This window comes from Gordonia polyisoprenivorans (assembly GCF_017654315.1).
GTDB classification, from domain to species: domain Bacteria; phylum Actinomycetota; class Actinomycetes; order Mycobacteriales; family Mycobacteriaceae; genus Gordonia; species Gordonia polyisoprenivorans_A.
Map to the genome: position 1 here is coordinate 4,247,036 of NZ_CP072203.1, position 17,387 is coordinate 4,264,422.

Annotated in this window: 14 protein-coding genes and 2 tRNA genes; 8 read left to right on the plus strand and 8 right to left on the minus strand. The window is 67.6% G+C overall.

Annotated features, from left to right (window positions below):
* Positions 1–143: 143 nt before the first annotated feature.
* Together fadD5 and J6U32_RS19165 are read right to left on the minus strand one after the other, a co-directional pair.
* Positions 144–1,748 carry a fatty-acid--CoA ligase FadD5 gene (gene fadD5 / locus J6U32_RS19160; RefSeq protein ID WP_208791703.1) on the minus strand — a complete coding sequence of 535 codons (1,605 nt, stop codon included), beginning with the start codon at positions 1,746–1,748 and terminating at the stop codon, positions 144–146.
* Positions 1,749–1,839: 91 nt separating this feature from the next.
* Entirely contained in the window at positions 1,840–2,667 is an 828-nt protein-coding gene (locus J6U32_RS19165; protein ID WP_208791704.1) for an enoyl-CoA hydratase-related protein, read from the minus strand.
* 183 nt (positions 2,668–2,850) lie between these two features.
* Between J6U32_RS19165 and J6U32_RS19170 the strand changes: the two genes are divergently transcribed.
* Complete coding sequence (locus tag J6U32_RS19170; protein WP_208791705.1) at positions 2,851–4,020, plus strand: TetR/AcrR family transcriptional regulator; 1,170 nt, start codon at positions 2,851–2,853, stop codon at positions 4,018–4,020.
* A 1-nt stretch (position 4,021) separates the two neighbouring features.
* On the opposite strand, the gene J6U32_RS19175 is transcribed toward J6U32_RS19170, so the two are convergent.
* Positions 4,022–4,879: a hypothetical protein gene (locus tag J6U32_RS19175; RefSeq protein ID WP_244332164.1), complete on the minus strand. Its 858-nt coding sequence runs from the start codon at positions 4,877–4,879 to the stop codon at positions 4,022–4,024.
* Between the two features lie 163 nt (positions 4,880–5,042).
* On the opposite strand from J6U32_RS19175, the gene J6U32_RS19180 reads away from it, so the two are divergent.
* Positions 5,043–5,795 (plus strand): GntR family transcriptional regulator, encoded by a 753-nt coding sequence (locus J6U32_RS19180; RefSeq protein ID WP_208791706.1) that lies wholly within the window; start codon positions 5,043–5,045, stop codon positions 5,793–5,795.
* 18 nt (positions 5,796–5,813) lie between these two features.
* Here J6U32_RS19180 and J6U32_RS19185 read toward each other — a convergent pair whose 3' ends face one another.
* Positions 5,814–6,239 carry a pyridoxamine 5'-phosphate oxidase family protein gene (locus tag J6U32_RS19185; protein ID WP_208791707.1) on the minus strand — a complete coding sequence of 142 codons (426 nt, stop codon included), beginning with the start codon at positions 6,237–6,239 and terminating at the stop codon, positions 5,814–5,816.
* 51 nt (positions 6,240–6,290) lie between these two features.
* Positions 6,291–6,364 (minus strand) — tRNA-Ile (locus J6U32_RS19190).
* 193 nt (positions 6,365–6,557) lie between these two features.
* Here J6U32_RS19190 and J6U32_RS19195 point away from each other — a divergent pair.
* From J6U32_RS19195 to J6U32_RS19215, 5 genes are all read left to right on the plus strand, one after another.
* Positions 6,558–7,250 carry a GntR family transcriptional regulator gene (locus tag J6U32_RS19195; protein WP_208791708.1) on the plus strand — a complete coding sequence of 231 codons (693 nt, stop codon included), beginning with the start codon at positions 6,558–6,560 and terminating at the stop codon, positions 7,248–7,250.
* 115 nt (positions 7,251–7,365) lie between these two features.
* Positions 7,366–8,844, plus strand: a complete 1,479-nt coding sequence (locus J6U32_RS19200; RefSeq protein ID WP_208791709.1) for an allophanate hydrolase — start codon at positions 7,366–7,368, stop codon at positions 8,842–8,844.
* Positions 8,845–8,883: 39 nt separating this feature from the next.
* Positions 8,884–9,576, plus strand: a complete 693-nt coding sequence (locus J6U32_RS19205; RefSeq protein ID WP_208791710.1) for a cysteine hydrolase family protein — start codon at positions 8,884–8,886, stop codon at positions 9,574–9,576.
* Between the two features lie 88 nt (positions 9,577–9,664).
* Positions 9,665–11,263: a regulator gene (locus J6U32_RS19210; protein WP_208791711.1), complete on the plus strand. Its 1,599-nt coding sequence runs from the start codon at positions 9,665–9,667 to the stop codon at positions 11,261–11,263.
* Between the two features lie 123 nt (positions 11,264–11,386).
* Positions 11,387–11,459, plus strand: a tRNA-Asn gene (locus J6U32_RS19215).
* Positions 11,460–11,501: 42 nt separating this feature from the next.
* Here the strand turns inward: J6U32_RS19215 and J6U32_RS19220 are convergent.
* The 3 genes from J6U32_RS19220 to J6U32_RS19230 are packed head-to-tail and all read right to left on the minus strand — an operon-like array spanning position 11,502 to position 16,653.
* Complete coding sequence (locus tag J6U32_RS19220) at positions 11,502–12,926, minus strand: wax ester/triacylglycerol synthase domain-containing protein (RefSeq protein WP_208791712.1); 1,425 nt, start codon at positions 12,924–12,926, stop codon at positions 11,502–11,504.
* Positions 12,923–14,410, minus strand: a complete 1,488-nt coding sequence (locus J6U32_RS19225; RefSeq protein ID WP_208791713.1) for an HAD-IB family hydrolase — start codon at positions 14,408–14,410, stop codon at positions 12,923–12,925. The genes J6U32_RS19220 and J6U32_RS19225 overlap by 4 nt, the downstream gene beginning before the upstream one ends.
* On the minus strand, positions 14,407–16,653 hold the full coding sequence (locus J6U32_RS19230) for a glycerol-3-phosphate 1-O-acyltransferase (protein ID WP_208791714.1): 2,247 nt from the start codon (positions 16,651–16,653) through the stop codon (positions 14,407–14,409). Before J6U32_RS19230 ends, J6U32_RS19225 begins: the two co-directional genes overlap by 4 nt.
* Positions 16,654–17,210: 557 nt before the next feature.
* Between J6U32_RS19230 and J6U32_RS19235 the strand changes: the two genes are divergently transcribed.
* Complete coding sequence (locus tag J6U32_RS19235; RefSeq protein ID WP_185091005.1) at positions 17,211–17,375, plus strand: hypothetical protein; 165 nt, start codon at positions 17,211–17,213, stop codon at positions 17,373–17,375.
* Positions 17,376–17,387: the final 12 nt, after the last annotated feature.

Sequence of the window (17,387 nt, forward strand, 5' to 3'; positions counted from 1 at the left end):
TTCAGTTTTCGAATCTGTGAATCTTGACCTGGCCGCGGACCACCGACCAGCCGCCGACCACGAAGAAGACCCCGGCCGACGACGTGGTGCGCGTGGCAACCACCTCACGACCGGGGTCCACCCCGCGTTCATGAAAGGGTCTGTCAGTTCGCCAGACCGGCGTCCTTGCTGCCGTAGGTCGATCGCAGCGACGGCTTGACGACCTTGCCGCCGGCGTTGCGCGGCAATTCGTCGACGATGACGAGATCCTTGGGGTGCTTGAATCGGGCCAGGTTCTCGTTGAGGTACGGCTCGAGGTCGTCGAGGGTCAGATCGTCGACGCCCTCGGCGAGCACGACGACGGCCACCGGCACCTCGCCCCACTTCTCGTGTGCGCGACCGATGACCGCCGCCTCGGCGATCTTCTCGTGGCCGAACAGCACGTTCTCGACCTCGGCGCAGTAGATGTTCTCTCCGCCGGAGATGATCATGTCCTTGGCGCGGTCCACGACGTAGAGGAAGCCCTCGTCGTCCTGGCGGACGAGGTCTCCGGAATGGAACCAGCCACCGTGGAAGGCATCTGCGGTGCCCTGCGGGTTCTGCCAGTAGCCGATCATCATGTTGGGACCGCGATAGACGATCTCACCGACCTCGCCGGGGGCGACGTCGTTCATCTCCGGGTCGACGACGCGGGCGGTGACGGCCGGCACCACCTTGCCGATCGAACCGATCTTGCGCAGGGCATCCTTGCCCTCGAGGACACAGGTGATCGGCGACATCTCTGTCTGGCCGAACACCGCGACGTTCAGCGCGTCCGGGAAGGTCTCGTTCATCGCGCGCAGCACCGTGTCCGACGCCGGGGCCGCACCCCAGCTGATGACCCGCAGCTTGAGATCGCGGGGCCGGGCCTGCTGCGCGGCGCACACCGCCTGCCATTGCGCGGGAACCAGGAAGATCGAGGTGGTGCCCTCCCGTTCAAGGGTGTCGAGCATGTCATCGGGGTCGAAGGCTCCGAGCGGGTGGATCACCGACAACGCACCCATGTAGATCAGCGGCGCCATCGCGCCGAGTCCGGCGATGTGGAACATCGGCGCCACACACGAGCCCACGTCGTCGGGTCGGGTACTCAGCGCCTGCAGACAGGTGACGGCCTGGGCCTGCAGGTTCTGGTGGGTGAGCATGGCGCCCTTGGGCTTTCCGGTGGTACCCGAGGTGTACATGATCAGTGCGACCGACTCCTCCGGCACGTCGATCTCGGGGAGATCCGACGAATCCTCGGCAACGAGGTCCTCGAACCTCAGGTGCGCGGGGTTGTCGGTGTCACCGACGACGATCGTCGCGTCGATCGCCCCGGTCGAGGCACTCACCGCGTCGGCCAGCGGCGCGAGAAGGGACTCGGTGACGATGATCTTGGCACCGGAATCGCTGACCAGGAACGCGATCTCCGCCGGACTCATCCGGACGTTGACCGGCACCGGGATGGCCCCGATCAGGTTGGCGCCCATCACGGCCTCGACGTACTCGGAGCGGTTCAGCAGCACCAGCAGGATGCGGTCGCCGAAACCCACGCCGCGTCGGCTCAGTGCGGCGGCGAACCCGCGCGTGCGTTCGTCGAGTTGCTTCCACGTGGTGAGGTTGCCCAGGAACTTCAGGGCCGGCCCGTCGGGATTCATGAACGCATGCCGGCGGACCTGGTTGTTCCAATGGTTACGACGAGACCGGAGTGGTTCGGTGGTGAGGTCGGCGGTGTTGTCGATCGTGGCGGTCATCGTGGCGTTCTCTCCTTGGTGTGCTTCGCGGCTACGCTTGTGCGGCAATGGTGTTACGGGCGGCGCCTGTGCTCGGCGGCAGGTCCGGGGATCAGCCTCGTCGCCCGGTGAAGGCGGCGAGCGCCGCGCGGAACTCCGGCGACTGGAGCAACTCGGTCTGCCCGTCGAGTTCGCGCTCGATCGCGGGCTCGAAGCCGGGCATCGTGTGCGCGTCGAGGGCCGCCTTGGTCAGACGCACCGCCGAGGGCGACAGACCCGCGAGTTTGTCGACCGCTGCGGCGACCTTCGCGTCGAGTGCCGCGCGGTCCTCGAGTACCTCGGTAACCAGCCCGGCGTCGTATGCCGCAGGCGCCCGGAGCTTTTCGCCGAGCAGCGCCATCGCATTGGCGCGCGCCCGACCGACCGCGGCGGCCACCAGCATCGAGGCCCCACCGTCGGGCATCAGGCCGATGTTGATGAAGGCGAGCAGGAAGTACGACCGGGCGGTGGCATAGATCAGGTCGGCGCCCAGGGCCAGCGAGGCACCGATTCCCGCCGCGGCCCCATCGACCGAAGCAATGACCGGCACGGGTACCGCACGCAATGCGCGGGCCAGATCCGAGCCGGAGGCGATGATCCCGTGCGCCTGCTCGCGACCGAGTCCTTCGAGGGCACCCCCGTGAGCGATGGAGGTGACATCGGCACCGGTGCTGAAACTGCCTCCCGCGCCGTCGAGCACGACCACGCGAACCGACTCGTCGGCGCTCCACTTCGTCAGCGCCTCGACAATGCGTCGGTTGGCCTCGGTATCGAGGGCGTTCATCCGCTCGGGTCGTGAGATCGTCAGCCGCGCGACTCCCCTGTCGTCGAGCGACTCGATCACGCCGGGGGCCTCCTGCGCCCCGCCTGCGACCTGGTCGATAGTCGTGTTCTCGCTCACCGTTCTCCTGACTCTCGCCGCGGCGCCGAACGCGGGCCGCAGGCCTCACGGTACACCATCATGAGATCTGGATCACGAGAATATCGATTAACATATATTTTATCAACAAGCGCCCCAACAGCACTTTTGCTGCAATTTTGCGCGATCGACCCTGCGAATAGACCATCCGGCTAGGCTGTCGAGGTGACCATCCGGAGTTCGCCCCGGCGGCGGCCGGTCGATCGCCGCAGACACCTGATCGAGGTGGCGGCGCGCGCGTTCAGCGACGGCGGGTATCACGCGGTCCGCCTCGACGACATCGCCGTGGCCGCCGACGTGTCCGCACCGGCGCTGTATCGGCACTTCCCCAACAAGTACGCCCTGTTCGCCGAGGCCACCACGGTGTTGGCCGACCGTCTCACCGCGGCCACCTCGGTCATCCCGGTCGAGACCGATCCACGCCGGGAGTTGCATGCGCTGTTGACGGCCATCGCGGCCACCTCGATCGAGAACCGGCGCACCGGCGGGCTCTATCGCTGGGAATCGCGGTATCTCAGCGGGGCCGACGCCGCGCACGTGCGTGCGGTGGTGATCGCACAGCATCGTCGTATTCGGTCGGCGATCCTGCGCTCGCGCACCGACCTCGAGCGCGACGACGCCGACATCCTCGCCGCCGCGATGACCAGCGTCGTGGCCAGCCCCGCCACTCATCGGGCCACCCTGCCGGCACCGCAGGTGCAGCATCTGCTGTGCGACGCGGCGATGAGCCTGCTCGACCTCGATCTCCTCGAACCCGCCGCGTCGGATCCCGTTCCCGGACCAGGACTGTCGCCGACGGGCAGACGCGAGGTCATCCTGTCCGAATCGATCGCCCTGTTCGCCGCGCGCGGCTTCCACGATGTGACGATCGAGGAGATCGGACAGGCCGCGGGCATCCCGGCCTCCGGGGTCTACCGGCATTTCACCAGCAAGGTGGCGATCCTGGAGGCAGCGTTCTGGCGAGCATCCGACCGCACCACCGCCAGTATCGCCGACGCCCTCGCCGCGTCGCAGACACCCGCCGACGCGGTGGCGCATATGGTGCGACGCTACATCGACCTCTGTTGCGCTGCACCGGAATTGATGACCGTCTACCTGTCCGAGGCCGGCCATCTCGACGCCCGTACCCAAACCGCGCTGCGCACCCAGCAACGACGCAACGTGGAGGAGTGGGCAGCCTGGGTGAGTCGGGCGGACCCCCGGGTCGACGCGGGCCGCGCACGATTCCTGGTCCATGCCGAACTGGCGGTGGTCGCCGATCTGGTACGCAGCTCCCGACCACCCATACCGGCGCGCATCGACGCGATCGGCCGACGAATCCTGCTGGCCCCGTGAGTTACTCGACGACGGTGAAGCCCGCCAGCATCCAGCGTCCGTCCTGTCTGGTCAGCGTCACCAATACCCTGGATTGATATGGGATGCCCTGGGGCACCTCGCTCGTCAGTTCCGGTGAGGTGATGGTCTGATCCAGGCTGACGAGCACCACGGCGTTGTCGGCGCTCATCGACTCGATACCCCCGTGCGCGGCCGTGGCCTTGGATACGCCCTTGGCGTTGGCATTTCCCGCCCGGGCGTCCTGCGAGGACGCGATGAACGTCTTGGCGAAGTCCGGGGTGGAGATCCGACGGATACGCGCGTCGAGATCACCGTAGTTCGACGAGTCGTAGGTGGTCAGCGTCGCGGCGTAACTCTTGGCGGTGTCGATCACGGCCTTCCGGTCGGCATCCGACGGCCCGACGGCCGCCGCACTGTCGGCGCTGTGCAGGCGGTAGGCCAGCACACCGGTGGACACGCCGAGTCCGACCACGAGCACGACAAGAACCGCAACCACCGCGAACAGACCACGACTCCCGGCGATCGTCATGCGTCGACGCCGGACGGGTCCCGGCGTCGCAGGCTCGTCGTCGCCGAGTTTGCGCGGCACCCGATCCGGGTCCGTCGAGCGGGCGGCCTTGCGCTCGGCGTCAGCGCGCAACCGCTCACGCTCGCGGCGATTGGCCTCGAGGAAGCCGTCGCCGTCGAGCGGCGTGGGTTCCGAGGTCCCCGATCCGGCGCGCTCACCTGCTCCGACCGAGACCTCGCCGGCGCCCGTGGTGTCGACGTCCTCCCTGGTCACGACGTCATCGCCGTCGACAGCACGCGCGCTCTCGTCCACTGGAGAACTCTGCGCGGATCGGCGTGCTGATTTGGGCATGGCCACCAATGTAGCGACAGTATCTGTGGCGCCGGTCACGGGTAGACATATCAAACATATGATTCAGAGGCGGCCGTGGCGATCCACGGACGACCCACACACCCGGATTCGACCCGGCGCCGGATGCGTGGCGCACTCACCTCGACGGTCTACGGTGGCACCAATGAAATCCAGCGCGACATCATCGGCACAGCCCTCGGCGTCCGAGCGTCCGGGTGGTCGCGCGGGCGGCGCCGACGACCGCGCCCGCCTGCGTCGACGACCGCAGCTGTCCGAGGAGGTCGCCGCGCACCTGCGGCATCTGATCATGACCGCGGACTTCCGGCCCGGTGAGTACATCCGCCTCGACGAGACCGCCGAGCGGCTCGGGGTGAGCGTCACCCCTGTCCGGGAAGCCCTGCTCACGCTGCGTGGTGAGGGAATGGTCAGCCTCGAGCCCCACCGCGGGTACCGGGTCTCCGATCTCGACCGCATCGACGTCGACGACCTCTTCTGGCTACAGGGTGAGATCGCGGTGAAGCTCGCCCTGCGCACCGCCGCGGTGATCACCTCCGAGGAACTCGCCGACCTCGAATGGTGCAACCAGAAGTTGCGCTCGACCGTGGCCTCCGGCGACACAGCGGCCATCATCGACGCGGAATTCGAGTTCCACCGGCGCCACAACGTGATCGCGGCCGGCAAGAAACTCGCCTGGTTCCTGCTCTCGGCGGCGCGCTACACCCCCACCCAGCTGTACGCCTCCGACCCGGAATGGGGCGAGGTCGCCGTGGACAGTCACGACCGACTGATCGCGGCCTACCGAGCAGGCGATCGCGACGAGGTGATCACACAGACTCGCCGCCAATTCGACGACGGCGCCGAGCGACTGGTGAAACACCTTGAGCAGAACGGCATCTGGGACGACGTCGACAGCTGAGTCGCGGCGGACCGAGAGTCAGACGCTACCCAGGTCCGCCGAGACCCACTGATCTGCCCGGACGGTCACGCGGGTCTGGCTACCGTGCTCGGCGGCGGCGAACTCGACATAGCCGTCCACCTTCTCGGCCGGCAGATATCGCGCAGCCATCTCCACGAGGTCGGCACGCGTACCGGGCGCGGTATCGATCACCGGCCCGGACACCGCGACATACCGGATCGACGGGTCGAGACGCTCGACCATCAGCGAACACCGTCCGGCGGCGTCGAGCAGGCGCATCTTGCGTGAATCGGCTCCGGTCAGAAACCACAGGTCGCCGCCGGGGGTGTATTGATACCAGATCGGCACCACCAGCGGAGCACGGTCGGCGCCTGCCTCGATCGACAGCGCCCCGATATGGGGTTCGGCCAGAAATGCTTGTCGTTCTTCGATACTCAGAGCCATGTCACCAGGGTAGGCGCAGGCGCCGACAGCGTTGCCGGAACTCGATCTCGGTGGGGCGGGCGGGGCTCGAACCCGCGACCTACGGATTATGAGTCCGCGGCTCTAACCGACTGAGCTACCGCCCCAGTGGGCACGTCGTGCCCGAGCAGCGACAATACCGCACGGTGCGGCAACCCCGGATCATGCGTCGACCCGACGCCTCGGGCACAACCGACCTCGGTGCGCCCGGGCACTAGACTCGACGGCGTGCCTGACGCGGTAGCACCGAGGACGCGTCCGGCGAGCGAACGAGAATCAGCAGAACAGGAGTGACGGCGCATGGCCGGGGTCGATGACGCAGGACCGGGGCGAGGGCTCCCGGAAAGCCTCGTCGACGTGGCCGCCCGGCGCATCCGCGACGCCATCTTGTCCGGGGCGTTGGCGCCGGGCGAGAAGATCGTCGAGGAGAATCTCTGCGCGAGTTTGGGTTTCAGCAGGGCGCCGATTCGGGAGGCGCTCCGCCTGCTCGCGCAGCAAGGCCTCGTCGAGCATCTGCCCCGCCGTGGCGCGCGGGTGGCCGAGTGGTCGCCGCGCGACATCCTGCAGCTGTTCGAACTACGTCAGTTGCTCGAGCGCTTCGCCGTCGAATCGGCATTGCCGCTGGCCGATCCGCAGACCCAGTTGGCGCCGGTTCGCGGGGCGATCGAGCAACTCGAGACCGCCTCCGACGAACTGGAGAAGGACGATGCCCACCGGCGATTTCATGCTGCCGTCGTGGGGCTTGCCGGCAACCGGCAGCTCGACATCGCCCTGGCGCCGATCCTGCTGAAGCTCCAGCTGCCGATGGCGGTCAATCTGCGCGCGGAGACCGCCGATCACGGTTCGCATGACGGGTTGCGTCGCCACCACGACATCCTCGCCGCACTCGAGGCCAACGACGTCGAGGCGACCGTGGCGGCGCTGCGCGATCACGGCCATCTGCGGTACCTCGACCTGGTGGCTGCACTCGACGACGACGCCGCATCCGCCTGACGATCACCTCGCAGGCGCCCCGACGCCCCTGCGGGTATGCCGTGTGTGACGGCGCCTAACACGAACGACACACGGTTGTTCTACGACGGCCATGATTCTGTCGACAATCGACGATATGAACATTGCAAGCGAAGTCCGCGGGCCATACGGAGGCCCATCCATCGCCGAGATCCTCGACAGCCACATCAGCGGCGGCGGATCGCCGACACGGACCGCCCGGCGGGTGGCCGACGCCATCGCCGCCCGCGGAGACGACGGAACCTGGATCTCGACGGTCGCCTGCGATGACCTCGTGCGCGCCGCCGCCGACCTCGAGGCACGCCCCGGCGCCCGCGCGCTGCCCCTCTACGGGGTCCCGTTCGGGGTCAAGGACAGCATCGACGTCGCCGGGGTGCCGACGACACTGTCGTGCCCCGACTACGCCTACACACCCGACACCACCGCGCCTGCGGTGCAACGCCTGCTCGATGCCGGCGCCCTCTACGTCGGCAAGACCAATCTCGATCAGTTCGCCACCGGACTCAACGGCACGCGTACCCCGTATACGGTGCCGCGCAGCGTCTTCGGCAACGAGATGATCTCGGGCGGCTCGAGTTCCGGTTCCGCCCTCGCGGTGGCGCTCGGCGAGGTTCCGTTCGCGGTGGCGACGGACACCGCGGGCAGCGGTCGGGTGCCGGCGGCGCTCAACGGGATCGTCGGGTACAAGCCCTCGCGGGGATTGATCAGCGCGGTCGGACTCGTTCCGGCGTGTAAGTCGTTGGACTGCATCACCGTGATGGCCGGCGGCATCGACGACGTCGACCGCGTGATGGCGGTGATGACGGGCCGCGACGACGCCGACCCGTGGTCCCGCTCGCCCGGGCCGGACCACCGCGGTGGCCTCACCGTCGGGCTGCAGCCGATGTCGCAGCTGGAGTTCTTCGGCGACGACGCCCTGCGCGAGGCTCACCAGGCTTTCCGGGAACGACTCGCGCACATGCACTTCCCGGTTCCCGTCACCATAGAGGAAATCTCTCTCGAACCGTTCCTGGCCGCGGGCGAATTGCTCTACGCGGGTCCATGGGTCGCCGAACGACTCGTCGTCTTCGGAGACTTCCTCGCCGACCATCCCGACTCGATCCATCCGGTAGTCCGCGAAATCCTCGAGGGCGCAATCGAGTACACCGCGGTCGATGCCTTCGCCGCGATGCAGCGACTCGCCGAACTGCGCGCCGAGGTCAGCCGGGTCTGGGACGGGATCGACGTCGTCGTCGTACCCACGATCGGCCGCACCTTCACCGTCGAGGAGGTACTCGCCCAACCCCTGGCGACCAACACCATGCTCGGCCATTACACCCACTTCGGCAATCTCCTCGACCTCACCGGAGTGGCTGTCCCACAAGGACTCACCGCCGACGGCCGACCGCACAGCGCCATGGTGCTCGGCAACGCCCTGCACGACGACGCGGTGTTGCAGATGGCGGCGAATCTCCTCGACGAGCCGCGTCATCACCCCGAGCAACAGCACCCCGAGCTCCATCATCCCGGGCATCGGCACCCCGAGCATCGGCACCCGGCCGACTCCGACTCGGACGCACTCACACCCAGGCCGTAACCAACCGCCACCCCGTCGATCACACCCACCGGAGACCCCATGGCCGTGACCATCCCTGCCGCACCCGCCCCGATCGACCTCGATCTCGATCACACCGCACTGCTGATCATCGACATGCAACGCGACTTCCTGCTCCCCGGCGGTTTCGGGGAGTCTCTCGGCAACGACGTCACCTTGCTGCAGAAGGTGATCCCGCCGCTCGTCGACCTACTCGCCGCGGCACGTCGAGTGGGCATGCCCGTCATCCACACCCGAGAAGGACACGAACCCGATCTCTCCGATTGCCCGCTGGCCAAACTCCGACGTGGTGCACCGAGCAAACGCATCGGTGACACCGGGGCGTTCGGCCGGATTCTGATCAGGGGCGAGTACGGACACGACATCATCGACGAACTCGCTCCCGCCGCAGGCGAAGTGGTGATCGACAAACCGGGTAAGGGCGCCTTCTATGCCACCGGCCTCGCAGAGACCCTGGAGGATCGCGGCATCACCTCACTGCTCGTCACCGGGGTCACCACCGAGGTCTGCGTCCACACCACCACACGCGAGGCCAACGACCGCGGCTACGAGTGCGTCGTCGTGTCCGACTGTGTCGGTTCGTATTTCCCCGAATTCCAGCGTGTCGGCCTGGAGATGATCACCGCCCAGGGCGGCATCTTCGGGTGGACCGCCCACAGCGCCGACGTCATCGCCGCCCTGGGCGATCCCGACACCGACAACGCCGCTTCCTGATTCTCCCCGCCCCTTCACCCCGGACACCGTCGTCCCCAGTTCCCTGTCCCCCGACACAACATTCGCCCGAGCATCCGAAGGAACCGCGATGAGCGCCACCGCCGAAACCACTTCCCCCGCCGCCGACCCGTCCCCGACACCACACCCGCGGATCCCCTGGTGGACCCGTGGCGACACCAACGCGTTCTTCGGCCTGGGTTTCAACATCCTGGTCAACGTGCTGACCCTGACCGGCCTCATGATCGGTGTGGTCAAGATCCCCGCCGACGACGTCCTGGGGACGGTGCTCCCGGCCCTCGGCGTCGCGTTGATCCTCGGCAACGTCTACTACACGTTCCTGGCCCGCCGCATGGCCGGTCGTGAAGGCCGTACCGACGTGACCGCGCTGCCGTACGGCCCGAGCGTGCCGCACATGTTCATCGTCGTCTTCGTCGTGATGTTGCCCGTCTATCTCAAGACCAAGGACGCGATGCAGGCGTGGGAGGCCGGTCTCGCGTGGGCGTTCATGATCGGCGTCATCGTCATGATCGGGGCGTTCGTCGGGCCCTACGTCCGAAAGCTGACCCCGCGCGCCGCGATGCTCGGCACCCTGGCCGGCATTTCGCTCACCTTCATCGCGATGCGCCCGGCCGGCCAGATGTGGGACGCCGCCTGGATCGGGCTGCCGGTGCTGGGCATCATCCTGATCGGTTTCTTCACCGATGTGCGGCTCCCCGGCAACATCCCCGTCGGCCTGGCCGCACTGTTGGTCGGTACGGCGATCGGCTGGATCGGTGGCTTCATGTCGGTACCCGACCTCAGCGCCGCGGTCTCCGACATCGCGGTCGGCATCCCCGATCAGCGCTTCGACATGCTGTTCTCCGGACTGGGGCACCTCGCCCCGCTGCTGGGGACGGCGATCCCGTTGGGCGTCTACAACTTCACCGAGGCGATGAGCAACGTGGAGAGTGCCGCGGCGGCCGGCGACAGCTACAACCTGCGCAGCGTGCTGCTCGCCGACGGTGCCGGTGCGTGCATCGGTGCGGCGTTCGGGTCCCCGTTCCCGCCCGCGGTCTACATCGGTCACCCCGGCTGGAAGGATGCCGGCGGTCGGGCCGGGTACTCCCTGGCCAGTGGCCTCGCGATCGGTGTGTTGTGTTTCGCCGGGCTCTTCGGGGTGCTGGAGGCGTTGCTGCCGGTTCCGGCGATCGTCCCGATCCTGCTCTACATCGGCCTGCTCATCGGCGCCCAGGCGTTCCAGGCGGTACCACGTCTGCACGCGGTCGCGGTGGTCGCCGCGACCCTGCCCAACCTCGCCCAGTGGGGCAGCGGGCTGATCGACAACGCCCTGTCCGCCGCGGGGACGACCGCCGACAAGGTCGGCGACGCCGCTCTCGGCAATGCCGGCCTGGTCTACAGCGGCCTGACCACCCTCGGCCAGGGTGCGGTACTCGTCGGACTGATCCTGGGCACCATCGTGACCTTCATCCTCGACAAGAAGTTCCACTACGCGGCGATCGCGTGCGGCGTCGGTGCCGTGCTGTCGTTCATCGGGCTCATCCACGCACCGGAGGTCGCGTGGGCCGCCAATCCGGCTGTGGCCCTGGGTTACCTCTTCTTCGGCCTGATCTGCCTGGCCTACTCGTTCCTCCCGGGAGCCCGCACACCGGTGGTCGTCGACGAGGCCGACATCGTCGCCGGTCACTGAGAGCCCGGAGGACTGCTCGGGCGGCGCGAACTGGCGTTTTGTTCTTTGCCCGATCCATGCGCTAGAGTCAGCGTTCGGTTCTGATGCCGCCCCGACGGGGTGACAACGGCACCACCCGAGCAGTCCCCCATAGCTCAATTGGCAGAGCATTCGACTGTTAATCGAACGGTTACTGGTTCGAGTCCAGTTGGGGGAGCAAGAAAACCGCCTGGTCACAGGCGGTTTTTTGCTTTTCGCCTCACACCACGTGAGTCATCCCTGCCAGCGAGTCGGCCCGGGACAGGGCCAGCACCTCGTCGAACCCGGCGACGACGCTCTCGGCGAAGATCTCCGGTTCGGTGATCGACGCCGCATCGAAATTGATTCCCAGACAGGCAATGCCGTTGTGGGTGATCATCGTCGCCATCACCGCGCAGCCGGGCAGCGGGCCGAAGGGATACATCCGTTCCACCTTGGCGCCGGCGACGAAGGTCTCCCACGGGATACCCGGTACGTTGCTGGCCTGCAGGTCGTTGCCGCTGGTGGCGCCGCTGAACTGTCCCAGCAGCCGTCCCGGTATCCAGGCCAGTACCGGCCCGATGGTGTTGAACACGTCGACGGCGGGTTCGGTGCGTGCCGCTCGCACCTGCTCGCGGATCGTCAGCACCCGCTCGAAGGGATCGGCGATGCCGACCGGACCGGCCAAGCGGCCCACCGCAATACGATTGCCTCCCTCGGGGTCCTCGGGGCGGCGCACCGAGATGGGAATCGCCACCGGGATCGCCTCGACCGGCCGGCCCAGGCGTTCGTGATAGATGCGGAATCCGCCGATCAGCCCGCCGAGGTACACGTCGTTGACCGAGGCGCGTACGGCAGAACCGGCGGCTCGCAGATCGGCGAAGGGCACCTCGAACGCGGCGAACCGCCACGACAGACTGCGGTGGGCCAGCAGCGGTGACCCGGGTGGACTCACCAGACCGGCGACCCGCGGCACCGAACGCCCGTAGCGCAGCATCTTACTCAGCGCGCGCTTCGGATCGACCAGCGCGCGGGCACCACTCACCACGACGTCGACGCGATGCGGCACCCGCGCCACCTCGTCGCCTATCTGCCGACGCAGCACCTCCAGCGCCGAGACGTCGACCGGCGCGGGCTCGGGTGGTTGCGGCTTGTCGGGTTTCGGATCGCGGGTGGTCGAATGCAGCTGCGCCAGTGCGATGATCGCACCGAGGCCGTCGGTCAGCGCGTGGTGGCCCTTGAGGAAGTACGCCGCCTTGCCGTCGGGCAGCCCCTCGATGAGATAGCCCTCCCACGGTGGCCGCGCCGGGTCGAGCGCGGTCATCGCCAATTGTTCACAGGTGGACAGCAATTCGCGCATCGAGCCGTCCCCGGCCAACCGTAGCCGGCGAACGTGATAGTGCAGGTCGAACTCGGGGTCGATCGCCCAGCTCGGTGTGCCGGTGCCGAACGGCGAGTCGATCACCCGCTGCCGAAAGCGCGGCGCCATGCGGCTCCCCCACTCGTGGGCGGCGATCAGCCGATCCCAGTCCGGCACACGGTCATAGATCTCCAGCATGCAGATCGTGCCGCGCAGGCGGCGATCGCTGTCACCGCGCCACATCACGGTGTCGACCGGGCTCATGTGCGGTTCGGTGCCCCAGTCGAGTGGACGGTCCTCGCTCATCCGATCACTTCCTGGTCCGGCGCTGCCCCGCCGTCCTCGCCATGGTCGACCGGCCAATCGGCCAGCGTCGAGATGAATTGTTGCCGAACCTCTTCGGCGTGGCGCCCGATGTCCTCGGCGCTCCACGACGAGGTGTCCACCGGCTCGAGCACCCTGACCTCCACCACCCCGGGCTTGATCAGCTGCGCCCCACGCCACATCAGTTCCCCCGTATTGCGCAACACCACCGGGACCACCGGCACCCCAGCCTGCATCGCGATGTGAAAGGGCCCCTTCTTGAACGGGCCGATTCGGGGTGTTGCCGAACGGGTTCCCTCGGGTGCGACCACCAGTGAGGCACCCTCGTCGCGCAGTTTTGCCACCGCGGGGGCGAGTTGTTCGATGGCCTTACCGGCGTCGGCCCGATCGATGAACACCACCCCGGCGGCGTCGAGGACCTGGCCGAAGACCGGCAGCCGGCCGATTTCCTTCTTCGCGACGCCCGTCGCATCCGAGCGCACCAGGTGGATCATCACCGGCAGATCCAGTTTCGACTGATGGTTGAAGACGAAGACGCACGGACGCGCCGATGTGAGATGCTCTGCGCCACTGATGACCTCGACACGCACCCCGGCCAGCGCGAGCCCGACGTCCATGCCCCCGGACACCGCGGACTGCATCATCTCCGCCGACCGGTCCCGCCGCACCAGCCCACCGAGCACCCCGACCGCGGCGGAGGTGAGAAAGGTGCCGTAGAAGGCGCCGGTGCGCACCGCCATCTCGAGCCGATTGTGGGTCGGGTTGCGCAGATCCAGGATCGGCCATCCGCGGGCTTGCGCCTCGGCGCGCAGGACGTGTCCGGGCGACACCGCCGCCGGATGCCCCACCGACTCCAGATACGGAATGTCCTCGTTGCCATCGCTGTAGGCGAACGACGCGTCGAGATCCATGTCGTGCTCACGCGCCAGCGCACGCACCGCCGCCGCCTTCCCCGGCCCCCACAATGGCCGGCCCACCACCCGACCGGTCACCACGCCGTCGATCACCTCCACGTCGGTGGCCAGGGCGTGATCGGCGTCGATCTCGCGGGCGATCGGGGCGATCTGAAACCGCGTCGCCGACGACGCGATGACGATGCGGTGACCCATCGCCCGATGCGCGCGCAGGATCTGCCACATCTGTGGTCGCAGTTGTGCGGCCGTCTCATGCTTGAACAGGCTCTCGCCCAACGCGAGTAGGTCGTCATAGGTCTTGCCGGCGAACGTGGGTCGGGTCGCGTCGAGCACCTCGGCGTAATCCTGCTCGGATTCGACGCCGCGCAGTCCGATGAGCAGGAAGTCGGCGAGTTCACCGAGTCCGAATTCCATGCTGCGCACCCGCGCCCCGATGATCGCGGTCGCCGAGAATCCCTCGATCAACGTGCCGTCGTAGTCGAAGAACGCCCCGATCTGTTTGCCGCGCTTGGCCGATCGGATCTGCGCCAGCCGCTCGGCGAGCGCGCTCACCGGGCGGCCCCGGCCTGCTCGGCCTCGATCGCCGCGATCTTGGCGAGCCGCTCGCGCATCTCCTCGACCTCGTCGAACCACGCCCGCCGCGCCCCGGCCAGATCGATGCCCACCGCGGACTCCGCTGCCGGGCTGATCAGATGACGGTTCTCGGCGAGGCGGAATGCGGCGTCGTACAACTCGGTCGACACCGAGTCCTTGCTGCGGATGACCGCCTGCAATTCCAGCTGGCGGCCGAGTCCGAGACAGTCGGCGAGCACCTGCTCCTTGTCGATCGGCGCGTCGTCGAGGGCGACGAGCCGTTGCGCGACAACGAGTTGCGCGTCGAAGAACGTCTGCAGTGTGCGCCGCGCGAACAGCGCACCGGACGTGGCGAGCAGGGTCTGGTGAATCCATTCCGGGGTCGGTGGGGTCTCGCGCCACTCGGGTGCGATGAGGTCGAGTTCGGCGCCGAGGCGATGCAGGAACACCTCTTTGGTCGGAAAGAAGAACTCGAACTTCAGCAGATCGCGGATGCGCAGTGCCTCCTGCTGCGACGCTGCCAGCATCGCATCGACATCGGCCTCGAGATCGCCACGATCGGCGGCCACCAACGCCATCTCGACGATGGCACGGTCGACGAAGTGGTGCAGGGCGCCGTTGCGGTAGTACGCGGCGACGGCATGATTGCCCGGCGCGATCGACCAGACGGTGTCGGTGCCGCCGTCGAATCGGGTGAGCACTCCCGCGGTGGTGAGTTCGCGCAGGGTCGAGAGCAAACCGAGGCCGCGGCACAATTGCGCGTCCGGGCCGGGTAGGCCCCGGCGGTCGATGTAGTCCAGCAGCGGCTCGAGGATCTCTTCGATCTCCCCGGCCGTGTAGGCTCGCTCGCCCGCGCCCAGCAGTGCGAAGCCGGCCAGCGACGTGGCCGAGATCGGTGTGGCGGCGTTGATCTCGTCCATCACGCCGAACGCGATCTTGTCCAGTGCCGCCGGATCGTCCCCGCCGTCGGCGATGGCCTCGCGCAGCGAGAAGGGTGTCCCGAAGCGCACCCGCGCCTCACCGAGATGGGTGCGTTGGGCTTTGGCGTACTTCAACAGCCAGGTGACGTCCTCGGGCTTCTTCGCACCACCGGCGGATTCCCGTGCCATCGCCGCGATCTCGTGGAGTTGGTCGTAGACGATCGAGGTCGGCACCACCATCATGTCGGCGTCGTCGAGTTGTTCGATCGCATCGACCACATACGAGAGCAGGCCGAGTTTCGGCGGGCGGAGTTTGCCGGTTCGGCTGCGGCCGCCCTCGATGTACCACTCGAGGTTGAAGCGCTTGTCGACGATGAACGACAGATACGAGCGCATCGCGAACTTGTACACCGGGTCGCCGCCGAACTTGCGCCGGATGAAGATCACTCCCGCGCGGCGCGCCACCGGGGCGATCGGCCAGATCGCGAGATTGTTGCCACCGAGCACCAGATTCGGTGGGAAGTCATGGCTGCGAAGGACTTCCGAGAGCACCAGGGTGTCGACGTAGGAGCGGTGCGAGGGCAGGAAGATCAGACCGTGGCTCTTGTTCAGCGTACGCAGCCGGCCGAGGGTGTCCAGGTCGACCGACACCGTCCACGCGCGCTCGTAGAGCGCTCGGAACGTGGAGGAGAACACGTCGTCCATGAGCCGGCTCTGGGTGGCCACGAACGCCGACATCTTGTCGGTGGCTTCGGTCACCACCGCGGCGACGGGCCGGCCGAGGTCGGCGGCCAGTTTCGCGGCATTGTCACGAAAACGTGCCGAGGAACCGATCTGTTCGGCGACCAGCCGGGGCACCTTGTATCGGTCACCGACGATCTGGCGTTCGGCGCGCTCGGCGGACAACGCCGCCTGTACGCCCACGAACGCGGTGAACGCCTCCCCCTCCGCCGACGACTGTTCGTGCCTGGCACGTAGATCGGCAACCGTGGCCGCCTCCCCGACGGCCACCCGCACCCGATCGGGTCGGCGTTTCTTGATCGCGTTCTGCCGGAAGGCCGGCGGTCGCCGCGGATTCGACAGCACGAGAACGTCGGCCACCGACACCCGACGCTCGCCCTTGCGGACCGGGGGAAGCCACACGACGCGTGCGGGGATCAGCGCGGTCTCGGGTTGGAGGGTCTCGGCGTCGATCTCGTCGAGGGTCCGCAGCAACGCGTCGGGATGTGCGGTCTGCGCCCACTCCGCCACCACCTGCCGCTCGCACGGCGTCCCCACCTCCGCGAGCACGATATCTGTCACCGACCGCCACCTCCCCTGATCCCGGCGACTCCGGGCAACGGCCATTGTGGCCCACAACACACCGCGCGCTCAGCTGAACGCCGGGAATCGCGTCGTGTCGCCGTCCGACCCCGCTCGGGACGGGGCATGCCGGGCCCAAAGACCCCACTTGGCGGGCCAAGGTCCCGATCTCACGCAAACGCCCCGTCGCCGCGGGCGCCGGAGCGTAGCGTTCCCGACATGAACGCAATGTGGGTGATGCCGGCCGTCGCACTGGTTTCCTGCGTGATCATCGGCATCGGATTCGCGATCGGGATTCCCGGCAGAAAAGTCTGACCAGACCGAACCAACTGACGTTGAGCCCGGACCGGTGATGACACCGGTTCGGGCTCAACGTGTTTGAGTGCGGCCACAGCACCGGCGTCGCCTCCTTGGTCCGCCGACGCGTCACCCGCCAGCGCACTGTGAGACACCTCACCTGTGCTCAGCGCGAGTGAAACAGCGCGCTCACTGCCCATTCGGACAGGTATGCCCCCATACTTCTGTGCATCGTCCACGAAGTACCGAGGGAGGCGACCATGACTGCGACCGCCGATCACATCTGGGGGCGTCCGCGCCCGATCCCCGACCGCTGCTCGGGCATCCACACCTACGCGGGCGGCTGCGTCTACAACGCCGACGACCCGCATCGACCGATGTATCCGGCCGAGTTGCGCCCGGGTATCCGCACCGAGGCGGCCTGAGAACAGCCACAA